The sequence below is a fragment of the Pseudonocardia alni genome, assembly GCF_002813375.1.
Classification (GTDB): domain Bacteria; phylum Actinomycetota; class Actinomycetes; order Mycobacteriales; family Pseudonocardiaceae; genus Pseudonocardia; species Pseudonocardia alni.
Window position 1 is genome coordinate 3,322,836 of sequence record NZ_PHUJ01000003.1, and the last position, 18,198, is coordinate 3,341,033.

An 18,198-nucleotide genomic window follows, 5' to 3' on the forward strand; every position below is an offset into this window, starting at 1 on the left:
CGTCGCGCCCGGGCCCGCGCGGCGGTGGGGTCCGCCGGGGCCGGCGGGGCGCGCCGGGGTCTGTCGGGGTGGTGCGGTGGGACGGTCAGCGACGCTTGCCCCGCCGGGCCTTCGCCCCCGGACGCTTCTGCACCGGCTTCGCCCCGGGTTTCTTCTGGCCGTTGCCGTTACCGGAACCGTTGCCGTTCCCGTTGCGGGCCGTGCCGTTGCGCTGCCCGCCGGGGGACGTGCCGGTGTCGGCGGAGGCACCGTCGGATCCGGTGGCGCGGGTCTCGGACGCCGCCTCGGCAGCCTCCTCCTCGGCCGGCTGGATCGGCTCGTCGGCGATCTCGCGGACGTCCTCGGCGGAGCCGAGACGGGCGTCGCGGAGCGGCTTCTGGCCGGGGCGGGGGGCGCGGGCCTTGGCGGACTCGGTGGCCTTCTCGGCCTTGTCCGACTCCTCGGCGTCGATCTTGCGGTAGACGACGTACTGCTGGCCGAGGGTCCACAGGTTGTTGGCGACCCAGTAGAAGAGAACCGCGAGCGGCAGGAACGGCGCACCGACGACGACACCGATCGGGAACACGTAGAGCATCAGCTTCTGCATGATCTCGGCCTGCGGGTTCGCCGCGACGGTGCCGGCGGCGATCTGCGCCTGCTGGCGGGCGACCGAGTGGCGCGCGGTGATGTGGGTGAAGATGCCGGCCGCGATCATCAGCGGGATCATCACGATCCACTGCGAGACCAGGTTGCCACCGAGCTCGGCGACGGACGCGGTGTTCTGCAGCGGCCAGACGGCCGAGCCCAGCTTCGCGCCGAACAGGCTCGAGTCGACGAACGAGGCGTTCTCGGCCGCGTTGAAGACGTAGTTCTCCGTCTTGCCCGGCTTGAACTCGCGCAGCACGTGGAACAGACCGATGAACACCGGGATCTGCACCAGGATCGGCAAACAGCCCATGAGCGGGTTGGCGCCGTTCTGCTGCTGGAGCTTCTGCATCTCCGTGGCGAGCTTCTGGCGGTCGTTCGCGTACTTCTTCCGGAGCTTCTGCATCTCCGGGGCCATCTCCTGCATCTTGCGCATGGAGCGGACCTGCACGACGAACGGCTTGTAGAGGATGACGCGCAGCGTGAAGACGAGGAAGACGACCGACAGCGCCCAGGCGAACCCGTTGTCGTCGCCCAGGACGAAGCCGAAGACCTTGTGCCAGACCCACATGATCCAGCTGACGGGGTAGTAGATGAAGTCCAGCACTGCTGCGTTGCTCCTCGTGGTCTCGGGCGGGGCCCGCGGGTCAGCGGTCCGTACCGCGTGAGAGGCCTTCGGTCCGGGGCGGGTCGGTGGACGTCTGCTCCGGCCCGGGATCGGGTTCGGTGCCGCTGCGCGGGACCCCGTCGCTGCGCCGCCGGCGCGGCGGCACCGGATCCCACCCGCCAGGGTGCCACGGGGCACACTTCAGCAACCGCCACACGGTGAGGCCGAGACCGCGCACGAAGCCGTGCTCGCGGAACGCCTCGACCGAGTACGCGCTGCAGCTCGGGTGGAACCGGCAGCTCGGCATCAGGTTCGGGGAGATCCACACCTGGTACCAGCGCACCGCGGCCATCGCGGCCCGCGCGCCGACACCGGGCCGTGCGCCGGGGAGCTCTCCGTCGTCCATCGGAGCCTCCTCACCCGTCGGGGCCGCGTCGTGTGTCGTGCTCATCGCGGGCCGTCCGCGGCCGGGCGCGGACGGCGCGGCCGCTGCGCCGCGCGCAGTGCGGAGTCGAGGTCGGCCGCCAGCTCGGCGGACGAGGCGTCACCGGCGGGCGGCAACGCACGGACGACGAGTGCCGCGCCGGCGGGCAGCGCCGCCAGACGGTCCGCGACCAGATGGCGCAGCCGCCGGGAGACCCGGTGCCGGGCCACGGCGTTGCCGACGGCCTTGCTCACGACGAAACCCGCCCTCGGCGAGGCGTGCTCGGGCACGCCGCCGGGGCGGGTCAGGTCGAGATGCACCACCAGCCTCGACCGGCCGGCACGTCGTCCGCGCCTGATCGTCGAGGCGAACTCGGGCCGGCGGGTGAGCCGGGCGTGTGCCGGCAGCACGGCGCGGGCCGGTGGGGGCGCCGGCCGTCAGGCCGAGAGGTTGCCGCGCCCCTTGCGACGGCGCGCGGCGAGGATCGCGCGGCCGGCGCGGGTGCGCATGCGCAGCCGGAAGCCGTGCGTCTTGGCCCGGCGGCGGTTGTTCGGCTGGAAAGTACGCTTGCTCACGGTCGGCTCCTGGTCGGCGGTTCGCAGGCGTCCTGCGACGCCGAGATGTCTACGGTCACTGGCTCGGGTTCGCGGGCCACCGGCCACACGACGCTCCACAACGACAGATGCGGGGAGCCGCGTTCGACGGGCGCGACACGCCCATCCGACCAGGTGTCCGGTCGTCAAGGGTACGCAGCGCGTTTCGAGGGGGTCAAACCGCCCCCACCGGGCGCCGCGACCCCGCCGGACGCCCGCCACGACGGCTGCTGCTAGCGTCGCCGACCCCGCCCGGGACCGGCGCGGGAGTAACGACCGCCCGCACCCCGACCGAGACCTCCACACGACCGACGGCCGGTGCCCCGATGCGCGTCGGCCGGGACCTGCTGCGTACCTTTACGCACAAGTGTGGACAACTCTGGGGATACATCGCCCCCGAGGCCGAGTCCTCGTGTCCGGACGGCTCATCGCCAGTGCTCCGGGGGGAGCAGACCGCCGGCGGCGGTCGATCGGGAGGGGGAAACGCGGATGACCGACCAGCCGGGCGATCTCGGCGCGGTCTGGAACCGGGTCATCGCCGATCTCTCCGGCGCGTCGGCCGAGTCCGGCACACCCGCCCTCTCCCCGCAGCAGCGCGCGTTCCTGCGCCTGACCCGTCCCCTCGGCCTGCTCGACGGCACCGCACTGCTCGCCGCGCCGAGCGAGTTCGCGAAGGACGCCATCGAGCGGATCCTGCGCAGGCCGATCAGCGACGCCCTCGGCCGCCACCTCGGTGTCGCGGTCAACCTCGCCGTCGTCGTCGACGCCTCCGCGGCGTCCGGCGGCACCGAGGTCCCCGACCCGCCCGGGTTCGGCATGCACCGCGGCGTCACCGCGGGGGACAGCGTCCGCGACACCGGCACCGGTGACCGGGCCGGCGACGACCCGGCCGCGTCGGCCGACGGGGACCACGGCACCCGTCCCGCACACTACCGCCCCGCGCGCGAGCACGCCCCCGCCGACGGCACCGGCCCGGACACCGGGCCGCAGGCGGGCGTCGACGGCGGGTACGGCAACGGCGTCGCCGACGGGGCCCGCCGCGACGACGCCGGCCCGTCGGGCATCGACCGCGGCTGGTCGGCCGAGCCGGCGCCGTCGTCGTCCGGGGGGTGGGCGCCGCAGCCCACCGGGCGCCCGGAGCCGGGCCCGCGCGAGGGCCAGACCTCGTGGCCGGCCTACACCGCGCCGCAGGCGGGCGACCCGGTCGCGCCGCGGTCGCAGACCCGGCTCAACGAGCGCTACACCTTCGACACCTTCGTCATCGGTGCCTCGAACCGGTTCAGCCACGCCGCCGCGGTCGCGGTGGCCGAGGCGCCGGCGCGGGCGTACAACCCGCTGTTCATCTGGGGCGAGTCCGGGCTGGGCAAGACCCACCTGCTGCACGCCGTCGGGCACTACGCCCAGCGGCTGTTCCCCGGGATGCGGGTCCGGTACGTCAGTACCGAGGAGTTCACGAACGACTTCATCAACTCCCTGCGCGACGACCGCAAGGTCGCCTTCCAGCGCCGCTACCGGGACGTCGACGTGCTGCTGGTCGACGACATCCAGTTCCTGGAGGGCAAGGAGGGGACGCAGGAGGAGTTCTTCCACACCTTCAACACCCTCCACAACGCGAACAAGCAGATCGTCGTCTCCTCCGACCGGCCGCCCAAGCGCCTCGAGACCCTCGAGGACCGGATGCGCACGCGGTTCGAGTGGGGTCTGATCACCGACATCCAGCCGCCCGAGCTGGAGACGCGGATCGCGATCCTGCGGAAGAAGGCCGCGCAGGACCGGCTCGCCGTCCCCGGTGAGGTCCTGGAGTTCATCGCGGAGCGGATCGAGCGCAACATCCGCGAGCTCGAGGGCGCGCTGATCCGGGTCACGGCGTTCGCGTCGCTGAACCGTCAGGCCGTCGACACCCAGCTCGCCGAGATCGTGCTGCGCGACCTGATCCCGGACTCCGCGGCCTCGGAGATCACCGCGCCGACGATCATGGCGGTCACCGCCGAGTTCTTCGGCCTCACGCTCGACGAGCTGTCCGGGCCCGGCAAGACGAAGGCGCTCGCCCAGGCCCGCCAGATCGCCATGTACCTGTGCCGCGAGCTGACCGACCTGTCGCTGCCGCGCATCGGGCAGACCTTCGGCGGCCGGGACCACACGACCGTCATGCACGCCGACAAGAAGATCCGCAACGAGATCTCGCTCCGGCGGAAGACCTTCGAACAGGTGCAGGAGCTGACCGCGCGGATCAAGCTGCGCGCCCGGCACTGACCTTCGTCGGTGGCCCGCCGAGGCGGGTTGTCCACCGGTCGCACCGCTTCTCCACAGCTCCGGCAGGCCCCACCGTGACCAGGCAGGACGCGTTCTCGGCGGTCACCGCGCGCACCGGGACCGATCCCGTGCAACCCACAGGGGCCACGGCCCCCAGATCGCCGCTGCGGCGCGTTGCGGGCCGTCCCCGGGTGATCGGCACCCCCGCCGCCGCGGACGCCCGGGACACCGGGACCGTCCGGCGTGGTGCCGATCGGGTCCGGCGTGGCGTCACCCGCGTGTCGGTCCCACCGCTCCCGTTCGTCGTCCGGTAGTGGGCACTCGGCGCTTCACCACTCGTCCCGGTGATCGCTTGCGCTCACCCGCCGGTGACGCTCCGTCGACATTCCTGTGACGGGTGGGACGTCTGTGGGTTCATCGTGCAACGCGGGAGTGCCGAACGGCGTGTGCCCGCCATCACCCTGGGTCCACGATCCACCACGTTTCCACCCACATCTGGGGACAACTCTGTGGATGGATCGTCGCAGCCCCGTGGACGGATCGCCCGCGATCCGTGGACAACTCTGTGGTGAACCCGGGATGAACCGGGGACGGATGGGGGTCGACGCCGTCGGTCCACCGCTCCGCCGACCTGTCAACGGGTGCCCCCACCGCCGCATCCCCAGCCGACGCGGCCTGCTGACCAGCGGGGATGCGCTCCATCCACACTGTGCACAGGACTTAGTACTACGACTGTTTGTCTCTCTCTATCTCTTCTTCCCAAGAACACCTGTGTGGACCGACCCCCGGACGGGGGTCACGGACGGGGACACCGAACGGGCACCGGGGTGGCGTGGAAACTGTCGGGGCGAGGCTCTACCGTGAGCGTCCCGGCGAACCCCGGCTTCCGATCCCGTTCCGGCCACTCCGCTCCGCAGCCCCTCCGGGCCACGGCGCCGGCCGGACCCGGAGGACGAACCGGCCCGCCGCCGCACCGCCGTCCCGTCGACGACCCGGCCCCGCGCCGTGGTCCGAGCCGGGCGCTACCGGGGAAGGTCTCCAGATGAAGTTCCGGGTCGAACGCGACGTCCTCGCGGACGCGGCCGCCTGGGTGGCGCGCAGCCTCCCGGCTCGTCCGCCGGTGCCCGTGCTCGGCGGGGTCCTCATCCAGTCCGACGGCGAGTCCGGCGAGAAGCTGACCGTCTCCGGCTTCGACTACGAGACCTCGGCGCGCGTCGAGCTCGACGCGACGGTCGGGGAGCCGGGCCGCACGCTCGTCTCCGGGCGGCTGCTGGCCGACATCACCCGGGCGCTCCCGTCCAAGCCGGTCGACCTGACCGTCGACGGCTCCCGCGCCACGATCAACTGCGGCAACTCCCGGTTCAGCCTCCCGACGATGCCGGTCGAGGACTACCCGCAGCTGCCCGACATGCCGCAGCGCGCCGGGTCGGTCGCCGCCGACGCGCTCGCCGCCGCCGTCGCCCAGGTCGCCGTCGCGTCCGGGCGGGACGACACGCTGCCGATGCTGACCGGCATCCGGCTCGAGATCGAGGGCTCGCAGCTGACGCTCGCGGCCACCGACCGGTTCCGGCTCGCCGTCCGCGAGCTCGAGTGGTCCCCGGAGGACGCCTCGATCTCGACCGCGGTGCTGATCCCGGCCAAGACCCTGGCCGAGGTCGCCAAGACCCTCGCCGGGTCCGGCACCGTGGAGATCGCGCTGTCGGCCGGGGACGGGATGCTCGGGCTCACCGGCGGCGGCCGCCGCTCCACCAGTCGGCTGCTCGACGCCGAGTTCCCCCGCTTCCGCCAGCTGATCCCGGCCGAGCACACCACCGCGGTCGAACTCGACGTGGCGCTGCTGGTCGAGGCGATCAAGCGTGTCTCGCTCGTCGCGGACCGGGTCGCCCAGATCCGGATGGAGTTCGGCGAGGACGGGCTGCGCCTGGCCGCTGGCGGCGACGACGTCGGGTCCGCCGAGGAGGAGCTGCCCTGCGCGCTCGACGGCAGTCCGCTGACGATCGCGTTCAACCCGGGCTACCTGCTCGACGCCCTCGGCGCGCTGCACACCGACCGCGCCCAGCTGACGTTCACCACGCCGAACCGGCCCGCGCTGGTCCGCCCGGTGCCCAAGCCCGCCACCGACGACGCCGGCGAGGCTCCGTCGCCGGAGAAGTCCGGCTACCTGCACCTGCTGATGCCGGTCCGGCTGCCCGGCTGACCCCCCGCCGGGCGGGCGTCCCGGCGAGGGGGAAGACTCGTCCGCGGTGTGATCGACGAGGGCCACCGGTGCCCTGCGGGCATGCCGGCGGCACGGACGCGAAGGGGGCCACTGCCGTGCAGATCGGCATGATCGGACTCGGCCGCATGGGCGGCAACATGCGGGAGCGGCTGCGGGCCGCCGGGCACGAGGTGGTCGGCTACGACCCCCGCCCGGATGTCAGCGACGTGGCCTCGCTCACAGAGCTCGCGGGTGCGCTGGCCGCGCCGCGCGTCGTGTGGGTTATGGTGCCCTCCGGCGAGCCGACCCGGAACACCGTCGCCACGCTGGCGACCACGCTGGAGCCCGGTGACCTGGTCATCGACGGCGGCAACTCCCGCTACACCGACGACCAGCCCAACGCCGCGCTGCTCGACGCGCACGGCATCGGCTACGTCGACTGCGGCGTCTCCGGCGGGATCTGGGGCAAGGACAACGGCTACGGCCTGATGGCGGGCGGCGAGCCCGAGCACATCGAGCGCGCCATGCCGATCTTCGACGCGCTGCGCCCCGAGGGCGTGCGCGAGGAGGGGTTCGCGCACGCCGGGCCGGTGGGCGCGGGCCACTTCGCGAAGATGGTCCACAACGGCATCGAGTACGGCCTCATGCAGGCCTACGCCGAGGGCTTCGAGCTGATGGAGGCCAGCGAGCTGATCACCGACGTGCCCGGGGTGATCCAGGCCTGGTCGCGCGGCACCGTCGTCCGTTCCTGGCTGCTCGACCTGCTGGTCGACGCGCTCAAGGAGGACCCCCGTCTCGACCAGCTCGAGGGCTGGGTGGACGACTCCGGCGAGGGCCGCTGGACCATCGAGGAGGCCATCGCGCACGCGGTGCCGCTGCCGGTCATCTCCGCGGCGCTGTTCGCCCGGTTCTCCTCCCGGCAGGCCGAGTCGCCCGCGATGAAGGCCGTCGCCGCGCTGCGCCAGCAGTTCGGTGGGCACGCGGTGAAGAAGTCCGGGCCGGCCGGTGCCCCGGGCGACAAGGCGGGACCGTCGTCCGGCGGCGGTTCGACGCAGCAGTGACCCGGCGCCGAGCCGGACGGGAAGGGTGACCAGGCGGTGTACCTCAGGCGGTTCTCGGTCACCGACTTCCGGTCCTGGCCGGAGGCCGAGCTGGAGCTCGACCCCGGCGTGACCGTGCTGGTCGGGTCCAACGGCGTCGGCAAGACCAACCTGGTCGAGGGGATCGGCTACCTCGCCACCCTCGGCTCGCACCGGGTCTCCTCCGACACGCCGCTGATCCGGCGCGGGGCCGAGCAGGCCGTCGTCCGCGGCGAGGTGCACCACCACGGCCGGAAACTCGGCGTCGAGCTGGAGATCAACAACGGGAAGCAGAACCGGGCGCGGGTCAACCGCTCACCGGTCTCGCGGCCGCGCGACGTCCTGGGGATCCTGCGCAGCGTGCTGTTCGCGCCGGAGGACCTGGCCCTGGTGCGGGGCGACCCGTCGGAGCGCCGGCGTTTCCTCGACGAGCTGCTCGTCGCGCGGTTCCCGCGCTACGCCGGCGTCCGCGCCGACTACGACAAGGTCCTGCGCCAGCGCTCGGCCCTGCTGAAGTCCGCGAAACCGGCACTGCGCGGGGCCCGCGGCCGGTCCCGGGCGCCGGTGGCCGCGGACCCGGAGCTGCCCGACGACCTGGCGACGCTGGAGGTCTGGGACGGGCATCTCGCCCGTTCCGGCGCGGCGCTGCTGGCCGGGCGGCGCGAGCTCGTCGTCGCGCTGGCGCCCTACGCCCGCGAGGCGTTCGCGGCGATCGCGCCGTCGTCGGACCCGATCGGCCTGGACTACCGGTCCAGCCTCGGGACGGCCGGGGTCGCGGAGCTGCCGTCGTCGACCGGGGACCTGGAGGCGCTGCTGCTCGACCGGCTGGCCGAGGTGCGGTCCCAGGAGGTCGAACGCGGGGTCTGCCTGGTCGGCCCGCACCGCGACGAGCTGGACCTCGCCCTGGGCGAGGGACCGGCGAAGGGCTACGCCAGCCACGGCGAGTCCTGGGCGTTCGCGCTGGCGCTGCGGCTGGCGTCCTACCGCCTGTTGCACGCCGACGACGTCGAGCCGGTCCTCGTGCTGGACGACGTCTTCGCCGAGCTGGACTCGGCCCGCCGCCGTGCGCTGGCCGGCCTGGTGGCCGGCGCGGAGCAGGTCCTGGTGACCGCCGCGGTGGCCGAGGACGTGCCCGCGGAGCTCGACGGGGTCCGGTTCGCCGTCGGCTACCGGACGGTGAGCCGCGACGGCGAGGTGCCCGCGTGATCGCCCCGTCAGGTCTCGAACGTGTCACGGCATTCTGGGGACAAGGCTGTGGATACTGTGGATAACTCAGGAGCACCGGGGGACGGACGCCGTTCCGGAACCGGAAACCGGAGGACAGGGCGCCGGGGCCCGGGCACCGACGGCGCCGAGCCTGGGGACGGACGCGACACCGGTCCCGGTCACGACGCGGTCACGGGCGGGGACGTCCCGGGCGGCGGTGTCCCGGGGGAGCAGGGTGACCTGCTCGCCGGCGACCGCGCGAACCTGCGCGGAGCCGACCTCGCGCGCGAGGCGCTGCGCGCGGCCCGCGAGGCGTCGGCCCGCAAGGCCGAGGAGCGGGCCCGGGCCGACCGGCCCAAGCTGCGCGTGGTCTCCGGGCGGGGGCGTCGTCGTCGCTGGTCGGGGGCGGGGCCCGACGACCGGGACCCGCAGCCGTTCGGACGTCTGGTGTCGCGGGTGTCGGTGGACCGCGGCTGGTCGAACCGGCTGACCGACGCGACCGTCCTCGGCCGGTGGCCGCAGCTGGTCGGGCCGGACGTCGCCGACCACTGCACACCGGTCTCGCTGCGCGACGGCGAGCTGACCCTGCAGGCCGAGTCCACGGCGTGGGCCACCCAGCTGCGGACCCTGCAGCGTCAGCTGCTGACCCGGCTCGCCGCCGCGGTCGGGCCGGACGTCGTGCGCCGGATCCGGGTCGTCGGGCCGAGCGGGCCGAGCTGGCGGCACGGTCCGCGGCACGTCCGCGGCCGCGGCCCCCGCGACACCTACGGCTGACCCGCGCCCTGCCTCCCGCTCCGCCCGGGCACCGCCCCGGCGTGCTCCCAGGGGAACCCTCGTAGCGCTCTAAGCCACGAAAGTTCCCCTGGGGGCACCGGGCAGGGGGGCGGGTGCCGCCGAACGGGTGGTGGGCGCCGGGGTGCACGTTGTGGGCGCGTCACGTCGCCCCGGGGGCCGTGGAGGGCCGGATCGGGTGAGGAGCCGCACCCCACCGACCCCGTGCCTCTCGTCGGCGGTGAGCGCGGGATGACACGGCCGCCGGTCCGCTCGACCCCGCAGGGGCACGTTCGATCCCGCACTGGACGCCGTTCGCCCGTCTGTGACGCTTCTGGGTGGGTCCTTCCCGCCTTTCCGTCGGTCCCGACGGGTAGGATCGACAGGTGTTTCCCGGGTGGCTCCCCAAGACATGACCAGAGCGCCCGGTCGGTGGAACCGTTCCGTCGTCGTCGCACCGGTGGTGCGCGCGTGGCGCGGGCGGTTCACGTGGCGAGGAGAAGCAGCTACCCGTGGCTTCCGACAAGGCAGCGAACAACGCCTACGGCGCGTCGTCCATCACGGTCCTCAAGGGCCTGGAGGCGGTCCGCAAGCGGCCCGGCATGTACATCGGCTCGACCGGTGAGCGGGGTCTGCACCACCTGATCTGGGAGGTGGTGGACAACTCGGTCGACGAGGCGATGGCCGGTCACGCCACGAAGGTCGTCGTGACCCTGCAGTCCGACGGCGGCATCCGCGTCGAGGACGACGGCCGCGGCATCCCCGTCGAGATGCACCCGGTGGAGAAGAAGCCGACCCTCGAGGTCGTCCTCACCAGCCTGCATGCCGGCGGGAAGTTCGACGACAAGTCCTACGCCGTGTCCGGTGGTCTGCACGGTGTCGGCGTCTCGGTCGTGAACGCGCTGTCCACCGCGCTCGACGTCGAGGTCCGCCGCGACGGCCAGATCTGGCGCCAGCACTACGAGTACGCCGTGCCCGGCGAGCTCGTCGAGGCCGGCACCACGAAGAAGTCCGACACCGGCACCACGATCACCTACTGGGCCGACCCGAAGATCTTCGAGACGACCAGCTACACGCTGGAGACGATCCGTCGCCGGCTGCAGGAGCAGACGTTCCTGAACAAGGGCCTCACGATGGTCCTGCGCGACGAGCGGCGGCCGGAGAAGCCGGCGGGTGTCCCGTCGTCCGACGCGGTCGACTCCGACGGCAACCCGATCGAGGCGCCCGTCCCGGAGATCGACGCGGACGCCGAGCCCGACGCCGAGGGCTACGTGGCCAAGCCCAAGGAGTACGTCTTCCACTACCCGAACGGGCTGGAGGACTTCGTCGCGCACCTGAACAAGTCGAAGGACCCGATCCACCGCAAGATCGTCAGCTACACCGGCGAGGGCCCCGGCCACCAGGTCGAGGTCGCGATGCAGTGGAACTCGGGCTACTCCGAGTCGGTCTACACCTTCGCGAACACGATCAACACGCACGAGGGCGGCACCCACGAGGAGGGCTTCCGCCACGCGCTGACCGCGACGGTCAACAAGTACGCGCGCGACAAGAAGCTCATCAAGGAGAAGGACCCGGCGCTGTCCGGCGACGACATCCGCGAGGGCCTCGCGGCGATCGTCTCGGTCAAGGTCTCCGAGCCGCAGTTCGAGGGCCAGACCAAGACCAAACTCGGCAACACCGAGGTCAAGTCGTTCGTCCAGCGCGTGTCGAACGAGTGGCTGGCCGACTGGTTCGAGCGCAACCCCACCGAGGCGAAGACGATCGTCACCAAGGCGGTCTCCTCGGCCCAGGCCCGCCTGGCCGCGCGCCGTGCCCGCGAGCTCGTGCGGCGCAAGAGCGCCGGCGACATCGGCGGTCTGCCCGGCAAGCTGTCGGACTGCCGCTCGCGCGACCCGGAGAGCTGCGAGCTCTACATCGTCGAGGGTGACTCCGCGGGCGGCTCGGCGAAGGCCGGCCGCGACTCGATGCACCAGGCGATCCTGCCGATCCGCGGCAAGATCATCAACGTCGAGAAGGCCCGGATCGACCGCGTCCTCAAGAACACCGAGGTTCAGTCGATCATCACCGCGATGGGCACCGGCATCCACGACGACTTCGACCTGGCCAAGCTGCGGTACCACAAGCTGGTGCTGATGGCCGACGCCGACGTCGACGGCCAGCACATCCGGACGCTGCTGCTCACGCTGCTGTTCCGCTTCATGCGCCCGCTGATCGAGAACGGGCACGTGTTCCTGGCGCAGCCGCCGCTGTACAAGCTCAAGTGGTCCGGTCGCGGGGCCGAGCCGGAGTACGCCTACTCCGACCGCGAGCGCGACGGTCTGATCGAGGCCGGCCGGGCCGCGGGCAAGAAGCTCCCCAAGGACCAGGGCGTGCAGCGCTACAAGGGTCTCGGCGAGATGGACGCCAAGGAGCTGTGGGAGACCACGATGGACCCGACGAACCGGCTGCTGCTGCAGGTGAGCCTGGACGACGCCGCCACCGCCGACGAGCTGTTCTCGGTGCTGATGGGTGAGGACGTCGAGTCCCGCCGGTCCTTCATCACCCGCAACGCCAAGGACGTGCGCTTCCTGGACGTCTGATCCACACATCTGATCCAGACGCACGTATGAACACGCACGAGGAGACTTCGTGACGGACACGATCGACCCCGCCGCCCCCGCGGCAGGCGGCGGAGAGGGTGGGGGCCGGGTCGAACCGGTCGACATCCAGCAGGAGATGCAGCGCTCGTACATCGACTACGCGATGAGCGTGATCGTCGGGCGGGCGCTGCCGCTGGTGGAGGACGGTCTCAAGCCGGTCCACCGCCGCGTCCTCTACTCGATGGGGGAGAACGGCTTCCGGCCCGACCGCGCCCCGGTCAAGTGCGCCCGCGTCGTCGGCGACGTCATGGGCAACTACCACCCGCACGGCGACTCGGCGATCTACGACGCCCTCGTGCGGCTGGCCCAGCCCTGGTCGATGCGCTACCCGCTGATCCAGGGGCAGGGCAACTTCGGCTCGCGCGGCAACGATCCGGCCGCGGCCATGCGGTACACCGAGTGCCGGCTCTCGCCGCTGGCGATGGCGATGCTCCAGGACATCGACGAGGAGACCGTCGACTACCTGGACAACTACGACGGCAAGACCCAGGAACCGGTCGTCCTGCCGTCGCGGGTGCCGAACCTGCTCATCAACGGCAGCTCCGGCATCGCGGTCGGCATGGCGACGAACATCCCGCCGCACAACCTGCGCGAGGTCGGCGCCGGCGTCGCCTGGTGCCTGGAGAACCCCGACGCCACCGACGACGAGCTGCTCGAAGCGCTCATGGAGCGCATCAAGGGGCCGGACTTCCCGACCCACGGCCTCATCGTCGGGCGCGACGGCATCGAGTCCGCCTACCGGACCGGGCGCGGCTCGGTCCGGATGCGGGCCGTCGTCGAGGTCGAGGAGGACGCCAAGGGTCGCACCACCCTGGTCGTCACCGAGCTGCCCTACATGGTCAACCCGGACAACCTGATCGAGTCGATCGCGGGCATGGTCCGCGACGGCAAGATCGCCGGGATCTCCGAGATCGTCGACGAGTCCTCGGACCGCATCGGCATGCGGATCGTGGTCACGCTCAAGCGCGACGCCGTCGCCAAGGTCGTGCTGAACAACCTGTACAAGCACACCCAGCTGCAGCACAGCTTCGGTGTGAACATGCTGTCGATCGTCGACGGCGTGCCGCGCACCCTGCGCCTCGACCAGATGATCCGGCACTACGTCCGGCACCAGATCGAGGTCATCGTCCGGCGGACCCGCTACCGGCTCCGCAAGGCCGAGGAACGGGCCCACATCCTGCGTGGTCTGGTCAAGGCGCTGGACGCGCTCGACGAGGTCATCGCCCTGATCCGGGCGTCGGCCACGGTCGACGTCGCCCGGGCCGGCCTGATCGACCTGCTCGACGTCGACGACATCCAGGCCCAGGCCATCCTGGACATGCAGCTGCGGCGGCTCGCCGCGCTGGAGCGCCAGAAGATCGTCGACGAGCTCGCCGAGATCGAGCGCGAGATCGCGGACTACCAGGACATCCTGGCCCGTCCGGAGCGCCAGCGGCAGATCGTCCGCGACGAGCTGGCCGAGCTGGTCGAGGCCCACGGCGACGACCGCCGCACCCGGATCGTCGGCTACGACGGCGACGTCACCGACGAGGACCTGATCGCGGTCGAGGACGTCGTCGTCACGATCACCCGTACCGGCTACGCCAAGCGCACGAAGACCGACCTGTACCGCGCCCAGAAGCGCGGCGGGAAGGGCGTGCAGGGGGCGCAGCTGAAGCAGGACGACATCGTCAACCACTTCTTCGTGTGCTCCACGCACGACTGGATGCTGTTCTTCACCAACCGCGGGCGGGTCTACCGGCTCAAGGCCTACGAGCTGCCCGAGGCCAACCGCACCGCGCGTGGCCAGCACCTGGCGAACCTCCTGGCCCTCCAGCCGGAGGAGGAGATCGCCCAGGTCATGCAGATCAAGGACTACTCGGCGCGGCCGTACCTGGTCCTGGCCACCCGCAACGGCCTGGTGAAGAAGTCGCGCCTGACCGACTTCGACTCCAACCGGGCCGGCGGCCTCATCGGCATCAACCTGCGCGACGACGACGAGCTGGTCGGCGCCGTCCTCTGTTCGGGTGATGACGATCTGCTCCTCGTGTCCGCCGAGGGCCAGTCCATCCGGTTCACCGCGTCCGACGACGCGCTGCGCCCGATGGGCCGCGCCACCTCCGGCGTCCTGGGGATGCGGTTCAACGAGGGCGACAAGCTGCTGGCCCTCGGCGTGATCCGCTCCGACACCTACCTGCTCGTCGCCACCACCGGTGGCTACGCCAAGCGCACCCCGATCGAGGACTACCCCGTTCAGGGCCGTGGCGGGAAGGGAGTGTTGACCCTCCAGTACGACCGTCGCCGTGGCACGCTGGTCGGTGCGCTCATCGTCGGCATCGACGACGAGCTGTACGCGATCACCTCCACCGGCGGGGTCATCCGGACCTCCGCCCGCGAGGTGCGGAAGGCCGGCCGGCAGACGAAGGGAGTCCGCCTGATGAACCTGGGCGAGAGCTCCACGCTGCTGGCCGTCGCCCGCAACGCGGAGGAGACCGAGGAGGACCCGGGCCAGCAGGCGTAGTGCACGTCGGGTGGCCGGCCAGCAGGGCTGGCCACCCGGTACACGCCGTGGGACCGGGGCAGTACCGAGCGACGACCAGCGAGGAGAGCTCCCACTCGTGAGCACCGACGACCGCACCCCGTCGCAGGACGAGGCCCGCACCGTCGCCACCGACGCCGACCACGACCCGTCGACGACGGCGGCCCCGGCCGACCACGTCCCCGGCCCGCGCGACGACGCCGAGCCCGCGGCCGACCCGGCCGCGGCCTCGCCGCCCCCGTGGCGCCGGGTGCCCGACACCCATGACGACCGCGACGGCGGCTCGGTCGCGGACTCGCTGCTGAGCGAGGCCCCGACCGCGTTCATGACCGCCCCCGGCGCAGGTGCGGCCGGCGCGACGACCGCCGTGCGCGACCCGGAGCAGCGCGAGAACGGCACGGCCCCGGCGGACACGCCGCGCGCGTCGGTCCGCAACCGGCCCCCGCGCCAGGCGCTGCTGCAGCTCAAGCGGCTCGACCCGTGGTCGGTGCTGAAGATGGCCCTGGCGCTGGCCGTCGTGCTGTGGCTGGTGTGGATGGTCGCCGCGGGCGTCCTCTACGGCGTGCTCGGCGGGATGGGCGTCTGGGACCGGCTCAACGGCACGTACGCCGACCTGGTCACCTCGCAGCAGGAGACCGGGGGCTCGCTGATCAGCGTCGGCCGGGTCTTCGGGCTCGCCGCCGTCGTCGGCGCGGTGAACAGCCTGCTGTTCGCGGTGGCCATCACCGTGGTCGCGTTCGTCTACAACGTGGCCGCCGACCTGGTCGGCGGCATCGAGGTCACGCTCTCCGAGCGGGACTGACCGGAGCGTCGTCACGCACCCCGCACGGGGTCGGGCGGAGGGGGACCCCCTCGTAACCCGCTCGACCCCGTGCGGTAGTGTTTCTCCTGTTGCACGGGCCTATAGCTCAGTTGGTTAGAGCGCATCGCTGATAACGATGAGGTCGCTGGTTCAAATCCAGCTAGGCCCACACCTTCCCCCTCCGACAGTCACTCGCGAGGAGACCTGCGATGAAGAAGCTGTTCGTGCTGGCCGTCGCCGCCGGTGCCGCGTACTTCGGCTGGTCCCGCTTCCGCGGTGTCGGGTCCGACGACCTGTGGCACGAGGCCACCACCCGCTGACCCCGCCTCCCGGGGTACCGTGATCGGGACCCACCAGGGGACATAGCTCAATTGGCAGAGCACCGCCTTTGCAAGGCGGGGGTTAGGGGTTCGATTCCCCTTGTCTCCACCAGCTGACACGCACTTCTCCGCACGTTCCGTCGGTGCCGGTGGTCGGGCGACCCGCCGGACGGCTCGTGTCACCACTGTGACGGAGCCTCGGCGGTGTTCCGGCGGGCGATCACCCACCACCTGCCGTTCTCCCGGGTGCCCTGCTGTTCCACGTGGAACACGACGCTCCGCGGGCCGCCCCCGTACCGGTGGCTGCGGGCCGTGGTGCGGGTGGGCGACCGACTCCGCGAGCCGACCCGCACCCGTCACCCGGGATGGCGGTACTTCACCGGCCCGCCGCCGGGGCCCGACCCGTCGCGCTCACCGGGCGTCGCGGTGCAGGACGACCGTGTCCTCGGTCGCTGCGGCGTCCGTGGTGTCGAACGAGACCCCGGTGAGCTCCTGCGAGACGCGCCAGATGCGCTCGGCGTCGTCGGTGCTGCGCAGGGGCCGGTAGAGGCCCAGCTCGGCGGGCGCACCACCCAGACCCCCGAACCCGGCGGGCCCGTAGAACCGCCCACCGTGTGCGTCCGGGGAGGTCGCGGCGTAGAGCGCGGGCAGCCCGGCGCTCTGCGCGGTCCCGACGAGGATGCCGCGGGCCGAGAGCGCGCCGATCACCCGTCGTCCCCGCGCGGGCTGCTCACGACCGACCTCGGCACGCGCGGCGAGCAGGCTGGTCGGGGCGATCCCGGGGTGGGACACGTTGCTGGTGACGCCCCAGCGCCCGGCGCGGCTGCGGCGGTCGAGCTCGAGGGCGAACAGCCCGAACGCGATCTTCGACCGGGCGTAGGCGGCCATGCCGTTGCCGTAGCCGACCTGCGCCTGGAGGTCGTCCCAGGCGATCCGGCCGCGGCGCGCGGCGACGCTGAGCTGGGAGGTCACCCGTGCCCGGCCGGCGCGCAGCAGCGGAAGCAGGTGCGCGACGAGGGCCACGTGACCGAGGTGGTTGGTGCCGAACTGCAGCTCGAAGCCGTCGACGGTCGTCGCCCGCCGGGGCGGGGTCATGACGCCGGCGTTGTTGACCAGGATGTGGATCGGGCGGCCCTCGCCCCGCAGCATGACGCCGAGCGCGGCGACGGAGCCCAACGACGACAGGTCGAGCTCGCGCAGGGACACGGTCGCGCCGGGGGCCCGGGTGCGGATCGCGTCGGCCGCCGCCTCGCCCTTGCGCCGGTTGCGGACGGGCAGCACGATCTCGGCTCCTGCGGCGGCGAGCCGGGTGGCGATACCGAGCCCGATGCCGTCGCTGGCGCCGGTGACGACGGCGAGCCGGCCGGTGAGGTCGCCGATGGTGATGTCGCGGGTGCGGGACATGGTGTCTCCCTGGTGGGTGCGGTGTTCGAGGCCGGGCGGTCGTCAGGCGGCGGTGGCGACGCGGGGGCCGGTCGCGCGGCGGGCGGCGACGAGAGTGCCCGCGGCGAGTGCGGCGAAGGCCGGTACGGCGGCGACGCCGAGCGCGGCCAGGACGGCGGGCTGGTCCGCGAGGTAGGCCACGGCGCGCAGGGTGAGGTTGAGCGCGTGGAGCACGACGCCGGCCAGCGTGCTGACGGTGTAGACGCGGATCAGCCGGGGGTGCCTGCGCCAGTCCTCGGGGCCGCCGACCAGCCGGTTGAACAGGGTCCCGGTCACCGGGCGGCGGACGAGGACCGAGCCGAGGAACAGCACGCCGAGTGCGGCCGGGATCAGGGTGGGGAGCAGGAAGAACGCCCGGGCCTCGCCGGAGAACGCGGCGACGGCGGCGCACACGCCGGCCACCGCCAGACCGACGACGGCGGCCCGCAGCGACTCCCGGCGGGCCAGGCGCACCCCGAACGTCACCGGCGCGGCGACGGCGAGCGCGATGAACGCCCAGGTCAGCCCGCCCGCCGCGTCGGCCGCCACGAAGGCGACGGCGGGCGTGGCGGCGAGGAGGATCCCCACGGCGCCGCCGGAGCGGTCCAGGCTGGTCCGCATCGCCGCGGAGAGCGTGGCGGCACCCTCGGCCCGGGTCGGCTCCCCGGTGCGGTGCTCCTCCGGGCGGCCCGGCGGCACGGTGGAGGTCGGGTCGAGCGGGAAGAGATCGTTCGGCACGGTGG

At 72.6% G+C, this 18,198-nt stretch carries 15 protein-coding genes and 2 tRNA genes; 11 read left to right on the forward strand and 6 right to left on the reverse strand.

All coding sequences use genetic code 11. The features are described 5' to 3' along the window. Window positions 1–85: 85 nt before the first annotated feature. Genes yidC through rpmH form a run of 4 tightly spaced genes read right to left on the reverse strand, consistent with a single transcriptional unit; the run spans window position 86 to window position 2,230 of the window. Window positions 86–1,231, reverse strand: a complete 1,146-nt coding sequence (gene yidC, locus ATL51_RS16455) for a membrane protein insertase YidC (RefSeq protein WP_073573708.1) — start codon at window positions 1,229–1,231, stop codon at window positions 86–88. Between the two features lie 40 nt (window positions 1,232–1,271). Then, window positions 1,272–1,637 carry a membrane protein insertion efficiency factor YidD gene (gene yidD / locus ATL51_RS16460; protein ID WP_073573709.1) on the reverse strand — a complete coding sequence of 122 codons (366 nt, stop codon included), beginning with the start codon at window positions 1,635–1,637 and terminating at the stop codon, window positions 1,272–1,274. A 41-nt stretch (window positions 1,638–1,678) separates the two neighbouring features. Beyond that, window positions 1,679–2,065 (reverse strand): ribonuclease P protein component, encoded by a 387-nt coding sequence (rnpA, locus tag ATL51_RS16465; RefSeq protein WP_100879103.1) that lies wholly within the window; start codon window positions 2,063–2,065, stop codon window positions 1,679–1,681. A gap of 27 nt (window positions 2,066–2,092) precedes the next feature. Then, the gene (gene rpmH / locus ATL51_RS16470; protein WP_020622600.1) at window positions 2,093–2,230 is read right to left on the reverse strand and encodes a 50S ribosomal protein L34; all 138 of its coding nucleotides are present in this window, start codon (window positions 2,228–2,230) and stop codon (window positions 2,093–2,095) included. Between the two features lie 507 nt (window positions 2,231–2,737). Here rpmH and dnaA point away from each other — a divergent pair. The 11 genes from dnaA to ATL51_RS16520 all read left to right on the forward strand — a co-directional run bounded on the left by dnaA (window position 2,738) and on the right by ATL51_RS16520 (window position 16,145). Continuing rightward, entirely contained in the window at window positions 2,738–4,501 is a 1,764-nt protein-coding gene (dnaA, locus tag ATL51_RS16475; RefSeq protein ID WP_100879104.1) for a chromosomal replication initiator protein DnaA, read from the forward strand. A 1,042-nt stretch (window positions 4,502–5,543) separates the two neighbouring features. Continuing rightward, complete coding sequence (gene dnaN / locus ATL51_RS16480; RefSeq protein ID WP_020628488.1) at window positions 5,544–6,698, forward strand: DNA polymerase III subunit beta; 1,155 nt, start codon at window positions 5,544–5,546, stop codon at window positions 6,696–6,698. Window positions 6,699–6,814: 116 nt separating this feature from the next. Next, window positions 6,815–7,759, forward strand: coding sequence for a phosphogluconate dehydrogenase (NAD(+)-dependent, decarboxylating) (gnd, locus tag ATL51_RS16485; protein WP_100879105.1), 945 nt, complete (start codon window positions 6,815–6,817; stop codon window positions 7,757–7,759). Between the two features lie 36 nt (window positions 7,760–7,795). Then, window positions 7,796–8,983 carry a DNA replication/repair protein RecF gene (gene recF / locus ATL51_RS16490; RefSeq protein WP_100879106.1) on the forward strand — a complete coding sequence of 396 codons (1,188 nt, stop codon included), beginning with the start codon at window positions 7,796–7,798 and terminating at the stop codon, window positions 8,981–8,983. A gap of 57 nt (window positions 8,984–9,040) precedes the next feature. Continuing rightward, entirely contained in the window at window positions 9,041–9,757 is a 717-nt protein-coding gene (locus tag ATL51_RS16495; RefSeq protein ID WP_322789684.1) for a DUF721 domain-containing protein, read from the forward strand. A 509-nt stretch (window positions 9,758–10,266) separates the two neighbouring features. Then, window positions 10,267–12,333, forward strand: coding sequence for a DNA topoisomerase (ATP-hydrolyzing) subunit B (gene gyrB, locus ATL51_RS16500; protein WP_073573715.1), 2,067 nt, complete (start codon window positions 10,267–10,269; stop codon window positions 12,331–12,333). 49 nt (window positions 12,334–12,382) lie between these two features. Then, window positions 12,383–14,893 carry a DNA gyrase subunit A gene (gene gyrA, locus ATL51_RS16505; RefSeq protein ID WP_073573716.1) on the forward strand — a complete coding sequence of 837 codons (2,511 nt, stop codon included), beginning with the start codon at window positions 12,383–12,385 and terminating at the stop codon, window positions 14,891–14,893. Window positions 14,894–14,990: 97 nt separating this feature from the next. Next, entirely contained in the window at window positions 14,991–15,713 is a 723-nt protein-coding gene (locus tag ATL51_RS16510) for a DUF3566 domain-containing protein (protein ID WP_224401041.1), read from the forward strand. A gap of 95 nt (window positions 15,714–15,808) precedes the next feature. After that, window positions 15,809–15,882: transfer RNA gene (locus ATL51_RS16515), tRNA-Ile, on the forward strand. A gap of 40 nt (window positions 15,883–15,922) precedes the next feature. After that, window positions 15,923–16,033, forward strand: coding sequence for a DLW-39 family protein (locus ATL51_RS29460; RefSeq protein ID WP_208820446.1), 111 nt, complete (start codon window positions 15,923–15,925; stop codon window positions 16,031–16,033). Window positions 16,034–16,069: 36 nt separating this feature from the next. After that, window positions 16,070–16,145, forward strand: a tRNA-Ala gene (locus ATL51_RS16520). Window positions 16,146–16,444: 299 nt separating this feature from the next. Here the strand turns inward: ATL51_RS16520 and ATL51_RS16525 are convergent. Both ATL51_RS16525 and ATL51_RS16530 read right to left on the reverse strand, forming a co-directional pair. Continuing rightward, window positions 16,445–17,437: an SDR family oxidoreductase gene (locus ATL51_RS16525; protein WP_100879107.1), complete on the reverse strand. Its 993-nt coding sequence runs from the start codon at window positions 17,435–17,437 to the stop codon at window positions 16,445–16,447. A gap of 42 nt (window positions 17,438–17,479) precedes the next feature. Beyond that, window positions 17,480–18,193, reverse strand: a complete 714-nt coding sequence (locus ATL51_RS16530) for a DUF3159 domain-containing protein (protein ID WP_083657975.1) — start codon at window positions 18,191–18,193, stop codon at window positions 17,480–17,482. Between the last annotated feature and the right edge of the window lie 5 nt (window positions 18,194–18,198).

Excerpts from the sequence above, each read along its gene's own strand:
- yidD (WP_073573709.1), bottom strand. The coding sequence starts at position 1,637 with ATGGACGACGGAGAGCTCCCCGGCGCACGGCCCGGTGTCGGCGCGCGG.
- ATL51_RS29460 (WP_208820446.1), top strand. The coding sequence starts at position 15,923 with ATGAAGAAGCTGTTCGTGCTGGCCGTCGCCGCCGGTGCCGCGTACTTC.
- dnaN (WP_020628488.1), top strand. The coding sequence starts at position 5,544 with ATGAAGTTCCGGGTCGAACGCGACGTCCTCGCGGACGCGGCCGCCTGG.
- dnaA (WP_100879104.1), top strand. The coding sequence starts at position 2,738 with ATGACCGACCAGCCGGGCGATCTCGGCGCGGTCTGGAACCGGGTCATC.
- ATL51_RS16525 (WP_100879107.1), bottom strand. The coding sequence starts at position 17,437 with ATGTCCCGCACCCGCGACATCACCATCGGCGACCTCACCGGCCGGCTC.